The following is a 5965-nucleotide window of genomic DNA, read 5'->3' on the forward strand; positions in this document are numbered from 1 at the left end:
GGTGTAGAAAAATCAGTAATATCTACATTAGCTGAAAGACTTGGATTAAGCAAATAGTAAGTAAATATCTTATATGAAAGAGCAGAAAATAATTTCTGCTCTTTTAATTTTTTACTAAAAAAGTTATAGGATTTATAAAAATGTAGAACTATATTATGAAGAAAAAGATTTTATCTTTGTTCCTTGGAGTTATATATCTTTTTCAATTTTAGGTATAGTAAATATTGAAAGATAGGAGGATATTTTATAGGTGGTCCAGATGTAATATCTAATAATCTAAAAAGAGAAATTGCGGACATGGGATATAGCTGCAAATCTATCTATGGTAAAAATAGAATTGAAACAAGCTACAAAGTAGAAGAGGAAATAGAAAGGCTTACTGGCGATGTAAACGAAATAGCTATAACAAGAGCGTATAAAGGAGAAGCAGATGCTGCCAATATATCGTTTGAAGCTAGAAACAGAAAAATGCCTATAATACTTACAAATGGTCAGTCAGTACCTTTTAACACAGATGGAGTTACTACATACGCTATAGGTGGTACAAGTGTTATAAGCAATAGCCTTGTAAATTCTACAAGGGCTATTAGAATAGGTGGATCAAATAGATACGAGACAAACAGAAAGGTTATTGAATATTTCAATCGCACAGAAAACTCAGAATATACGCTTGTATTTGGACATGATGTTACATATGCGATATTATCATCTTGTATAAAAGATGGTTCACCAGTTGTACTTATATCTGAAAACAGCAATAAAGACATACTATATGGAGCAAATAGATTAAAATATGTATTCTTTTTTGCAGAAGACCTATCATATTACATAAGAGCTGCTTGTTCAAATGCTACATATGCAAAAGGAGCGGTTGATGCTATGAATGCTATATACAGACAGACTGGTGATTCTAGAAAGAATACTTTCTATATGTATAATCAGTACAATAGTTATGTATCAGCACTTGATAATTTTGAATACTATAACAAGAACTTCTATATATTTAATATAGTAGATGATTTAGGAGATGAAGCTGATTCCAATTTCCTTGTTAGAAAAAGCGACAAAAAATTATTCGTATATTCTCCAGGCATGAGTAAACCTATAGCCTATTAAAAAGCAAAACCTATAATCAGAGTATTATCCTGATTATAGGTTTTTTATTTTTCATATAATATTTAATCTAAATCTATCCAATTATATATTTTGTACAATTAGATGTATTAAAATAGCTGCTCCAAATAATAATAATGATACTGGCATCTGATATGAAGGATTTAGCTTTATAAAAGGTTCTGTTCTGATTTTTTTGCCTTTTAAAAGAGCTTTGTAGGCTTTCCTTCTGTTTGGTTTCGGTGGTGGCAGTGTCAGGTAAGAGAAAAATACTAGCATTAGTTCAAATATAAGCAATGTAATTTTAACTAACAATTCAAATAATGTCATTGATTTACCTCCTAGAAAATATTTAATATTTGTATTTGTTAGCAAATGTATTTATTTTTATTATATCATGAAATTAACATTTAGGAAGATAAATATTAATTTAAAATTATAGAATAGCCTAGATGATATTTTATTTAGTGTTTATAATTATTATATAAAATAAGATTATAATGAAGAATTATTAAAATATATTAAAAGGAGATATAGTATGGAAGAGTATTTAAAAATAAAACAATTGATTGCTGAAATTATGAATGTAGAAGATGAAGTAACAGAAACTAATGATTTATATATTTTCAGAGGAGATGAAAAAATATATGTAAAAGATGAAGATTTAAGGGAAGTATATAAAAGAATGAAAAGTTATAATTCTAAAGATTTTGAAATGTATTCGAGAAATTATGATTAATGCTAGTAGGATATTATATTTAAGGCAATCTTAAGTATAAAATAGAAAATAATACATTTATTTGATAAAAATTAAATATTTTATCAAGTAAGCAGATAAAAAAAGTAATTTATTGATTTAATTAGAGTATTATGATAACATAATTTAAAAGAGGTGATAATATGGAAGAATTAAAAATAATATTTCCTAAAAATGAGGAATATACTTTTGAAACAGGTAAACCAATTGTATTATTAGGTGCTAATGGGGCAGGAAAGACAAGATTTGGCATTAGAATTGAAGAGCTAAATGATCCTAGTTTTAGTAGAGGAAATGTACAAATAGAAGTACCAGTACATAGAATTTCTGCTCAAAAATCATTATCTATTGGAGAAAAAATTTCTATTCTAGATAATGATAGTTCACATAATAATTTATTTAAAGGTAATTCAAAAGAAAATGCAACAAAATTAGCATATCGTTTTAAAATGAATCCAGCAACTTTTCTTTTAGATGATTATAATGAGGTATTATCATTATTATTTTCTGAAGAACATAAAGAATTACAATTAGCTCACAAAATAGATAAGCAAGCAATAGAAGAAAATACAGAACGTCCTCAACCGATTTCAACAGTTGTTGAAAGAGCTATGGAAATTTGGAATGAATTAATTCCTCATAGAAAAATTGATTTGACAGGGCAAGGCGTGCATGTAAACTATAATGGACAAATATACCATGGAAAAGAAATGAGTGATGGTGAACGTGTAATTTTATATATGATATGTCAAGTGTTAGTACAACGCCCCAAAACATTGTTAATTATTGATGAACCTGAACTTCATATACACAAATCTATTGTAGGTAAACTATGGACAAGACTTGAAGAAGAGAGAAGAGATTGTCTTTTCATGTATATTACACACGATTTGAATTTTGCACTTTCTCGTGATAGTATGGAATTGCTTTGGATAAAAAGTTATGATGGAAGAGAGTGGGAATATGAATTTTTAGATTATAATGATTATGAAGATATACCGGATGATCTACTATTTGAAATAATAGGTACTCGACAGAAGATACTCTTTGTTGAAGGTACAAAAGATAGTTATGATTATCAACTTTACCAAGAAATTTATAAAGATAAAGGATATCATGTAATACCTTGTGGAGGTTGTCAAGAGGTAATACGTTTTGTAAAATCAAAAAATGCCTATGAAAAGCTAAATTCTATACAAGTATATGGGATAGTTGATAGAGATTTTAGGACAGAACATGAAATATCAGCATTACAAAAGGATGGTATTTACTGCATTGATGTCGCTGAAGTAGAGAATCTATTTGTAGTGCCAGAATTACTTGATATTATGGAAAAGGTATTATTCTGCGAAGCTGGTACAGCGGAAAAAGGAAAAAAGTTTATCAAAGAATTATTTGAAGCAAATAAATATAACCAGATTAATCTTGCATTATTACAGGAGATGAAATATCAGCTATCATTGTTTAAATTAGATAAAAGAAAACTAACATCAAAGGATATTAAAGAAAAAATAGATATTGAATATTCAGAGCAGAGGATAGAAGAATTATTAATCACAAAACAAAAGATTTTTAATGAGGCTGACACACTTGAGAAAATTCTTGAAATATTTAATTTTAAGGATATTTCTAAAAAGATTAGTAAAAAATTTGATTTGTCTAAAGATAATTATCCTCGAAAAGTTATAAATTCATTACGTAGCAAACATATCGAAAGAGAAAAAATATTAGAAGTATTAAGAAAATATACACCAGATCTTCCTTAAGATTATAATTAAGTATGGAATTGTATAAAATATTAAAGTATTCTTTAAAGTAATATATAATAAAATTGGAAAGGTATGTGAATAAATATTAGAAATATTTCAGTATTTTTAGTAAAGTATAAAGTAAAAATAATATTTAATAATGAATTTATTGATTTTTATATATCAAAATGATAAAAGCAGAATGTTTAATTATTTGATTGTGTCTTAAAGAGGTGAGATTGTGGATTATAAATTATTATCTTCATTGTATTATTCAAATAACGACAAATATAATGAAATATATATAAAAAGATTTGAAAGTGAGTCATCATATCATTTTGGAATAGATATAAATGGAAAAGAAGCTTTTATGATTATAAATAATGAAATTTTAAATCAGGTATCCGATATACATAAACTTGATAAAATGCTTATAAAAACAAAGGCTTTACTTCCTCCAATAGCATTACAGGAATATAAGAAAAAATGTATAATTGATGAGATAAAAGCGACAAATGATATAGAGAGTGTTTATAGTACAAGAAAAGAAATAAGCGAAATAATTACAAATTTAGAAAGTATATCAGATAAGAAAAGATTCTATGGAATTATAAAAAAATATGAACTGTTAGATAAGAATGAGTATAGTGATATATCAAATTGTCAGGATATTAGAAATATTTATGATGAAACAATGTTTAGAGATATAGAGTTAAGTGATAAAGAAGATTTACCAGACGGTAAAATATTTAGAAAAGACAAAGTATGGGTAAATAACAAACATCAAAAGACGGTACATACCGGGTTATATCCAGAGGATAAGATAATTGAAGCTATGGATAAAGCAATATCTGTTCTGAATAACGAGAGTATAAATTTTCTTGTTAGAATAGCGGTTTTTCATTACTTATTTGAATACATACATCCGTTTTATGATGGAAATGGAAGAATGGGGCGCTTAATAAGTAGTATGCTTATGACTAAAGAGCTTGATTCTTTTGTTGCATATAGGTTATCGTATACTATACTTAAAGATAAAGATAAATATTATAAATCGTTTAATATAACAGGTGATAAGAAGAATCTCTCAGATCTTACACCTTTTGTTATATATTTTTTCGAGTTTATAAAAAAATCAATCAGAAGCCTTATAGAAGGTCTTATCTACAGAGCGGATAAATTGAGTTTTTATGGAGATAAAATTTATGACCTTGTTAATAAGAATTATTTGGACGAGAAGTATATAGACATACTTTATATTCTAATTCAAAATAATTTATTCGGGGAAACTCTATTTGGCGTATCGGAACTAGCATTGCATTCCAAGTGCGGAGAAACTACGGTTAGAAAATTTATACGTAAATTAACTGAAGAAGGATATGTAAAAAAAGAAAAAGACGGAAAAAGATATGTGTTTGATATTATCTATGACAAACTTGACAATATATAATCTTAGTATTAACATCAGATATACAGTATCTAAATTTATATGAGTTACATATAAAAAATCATTAAAAAAATATTTTTTCATACAGGAATCCCCTGATTCTTATATTAATAGAACTAGGGGATTATTTTTTAGTCATATTTAGTAATTCTAGAAACTTTTGTAATCTTCTCTAAAATCAGTAAGAGAATATAAGTATCCCTTAAAGAAAAACAATGAATAATTGTTTATTTTCAGTACTTTGATTATTAAAGTTTATTATGGAAAATGTACAGAAGATATTTTATAGTATCAAATCAAAATAATATTTACATATTTAACACATTATAGATTAGATAAATTTAATGGTATATGATATAATAAGAATATAAAAAGAGAACCACGCAAGTGGCTCGCAGAATTAAATTAGCAATTTATTTGTCTTCTTTCTCAGAAGACTGCCCACTTTTTCTACTGCCAATAGAAGAGTGGGTTTTTATTTTCTCGCAAATTATATACACCAATACTGGACATACTATATTTACGAAAATGATTAGAAAAAATTCTTCTGTCATACAGACACCTCCTTTCCTCGAAGTTTGTTACCTCCCTTCTTAGAAAATCGGATCTGCAAGCCACTCTCTATTCGTGATTTTCATATAAAATCATATCATAAAAAATTTCACTATTCAATTTATAATAGAGATAATCTTTGAATCAATATTTTCTAGCTTCTTGTTTTTCTGGCAGAATCTACCTTTATCACTCCTTTTTGATATAATTTTATATTAAAAACAAATTTAACTAAATAAGGCGAAATTCTCCTTCCTCACCGTAGGAGGCGGGAGATGAAAGCCTTGCCGTTAGGCTTGAATTGACAGACAAATAATATAGATGTATAATCAGTAGTAAATAATAAAA

General features: G+C 26.8%; 6 protein-coding genes. 4 read left to right on the forward strand and 2 right to left on the reverse strand.

Going from position 1 to position 5965, the window contains the following annotated elements; all coding sequences use genetic code 11:
* The first annotated feature begins 297 nt into the window (after nucleotides 1-297).
* Nucleotides 298-1116, forward strand: a complete 819-nt coding sequence (locus EXD82_RS07915) for a cell wall-binding repeat-containing protein (RefSeq protein WP_142536379.1) — start codon at nucleotides 298-300, stop codon at nucleotides 1114-1116.
* Between the two features lie 81 nt (nucleotides 1117-1197).
* On the opposite strand, the gene EXD82_RS07920 is transcribed toward EXD82_RS07915, so the two are convergent.
* Nucleotides 1198-1443 (reverse strand): hypothetical protein, encoded by a 246-nt coding sequence (locus EXD82_RS07920; RefSeq protein ID WP_142536380.1) that lies wholly within the window; start codon nucleotides 1441-1443, stop codon nucleotides 1198-1200.
* Nucleotides 1444-1651: 208 nt separating this feature from the next.
* Here EXD82_RS07920 and EXD82_RS07925 point away from each other — a divergent pair, with 208 nt between their 5' ends.
* From EXD82_RS07925 to EXD82_RS07935, 3 genes are all read left to right on the forward strand, one after another.
* Complete coding sequence (locus tag EXD82_RS07925; RefSeq protein ID WP_142536381.1) at nucleotides 1652-1852, forward strand: hypothetical protein; 201 nt, start codon at nucleotides 1652-1654, stop codon at nucleotides 1850-1852.
* A 161-nt stretch (nucleotides 1853-2013) separates the two neighbouring features.
* Entirely contained in the window at nucleotides 2014-3636 is a 1623-nt protein-coding gene (locus tag EXD82_RS07930) for a DUF4435 domain-containing protein (protein ID WP_142536382.1), read from the forward strand.
* Nucleotides 3637-3859: 223 nt separating this feature from the next.
* On the forward strand, nucleotides 3860-5068 hold the full coding sequence (locus EXD82_RS07935) for a Fic family protein (RefSeq protein ID WP_142536383.1): 1209 nt from the start codon (nucleotides 3860-3862) through the stop codon (nucleotides 5066-5068).
* Between the two features lie 410 nt (nucleotides 5069-5478).
* Here the strand turns inward: EXD82_RS07935 and EXD82_RS10335 are convergent, their stop codons facing one another.
* Nucleotides 5479-5619: a hypothetical protein gene (locus tag EXD82_RS10335; protein ID WP_174919199.1), complete on the reverse strand. Its 141-nt coding sequence runs from the start codon at nucleotides 5617-5619 to the stop codon at nucleotides 5479-5481.
* Between the last annotated feature and the right edge of the window lie 346 nt (nucleotides 5620-5965).

Source organism: Peptacetobacter hominis (genome assembly GCF_006861675.1).
Taxonomy (GTDB): Bacteria; Bacillota; Clostridia; order Peptostreptococcales; family Peptostreptococcaceae; genus Peptacetobacter; species Peptacetobacter hominis.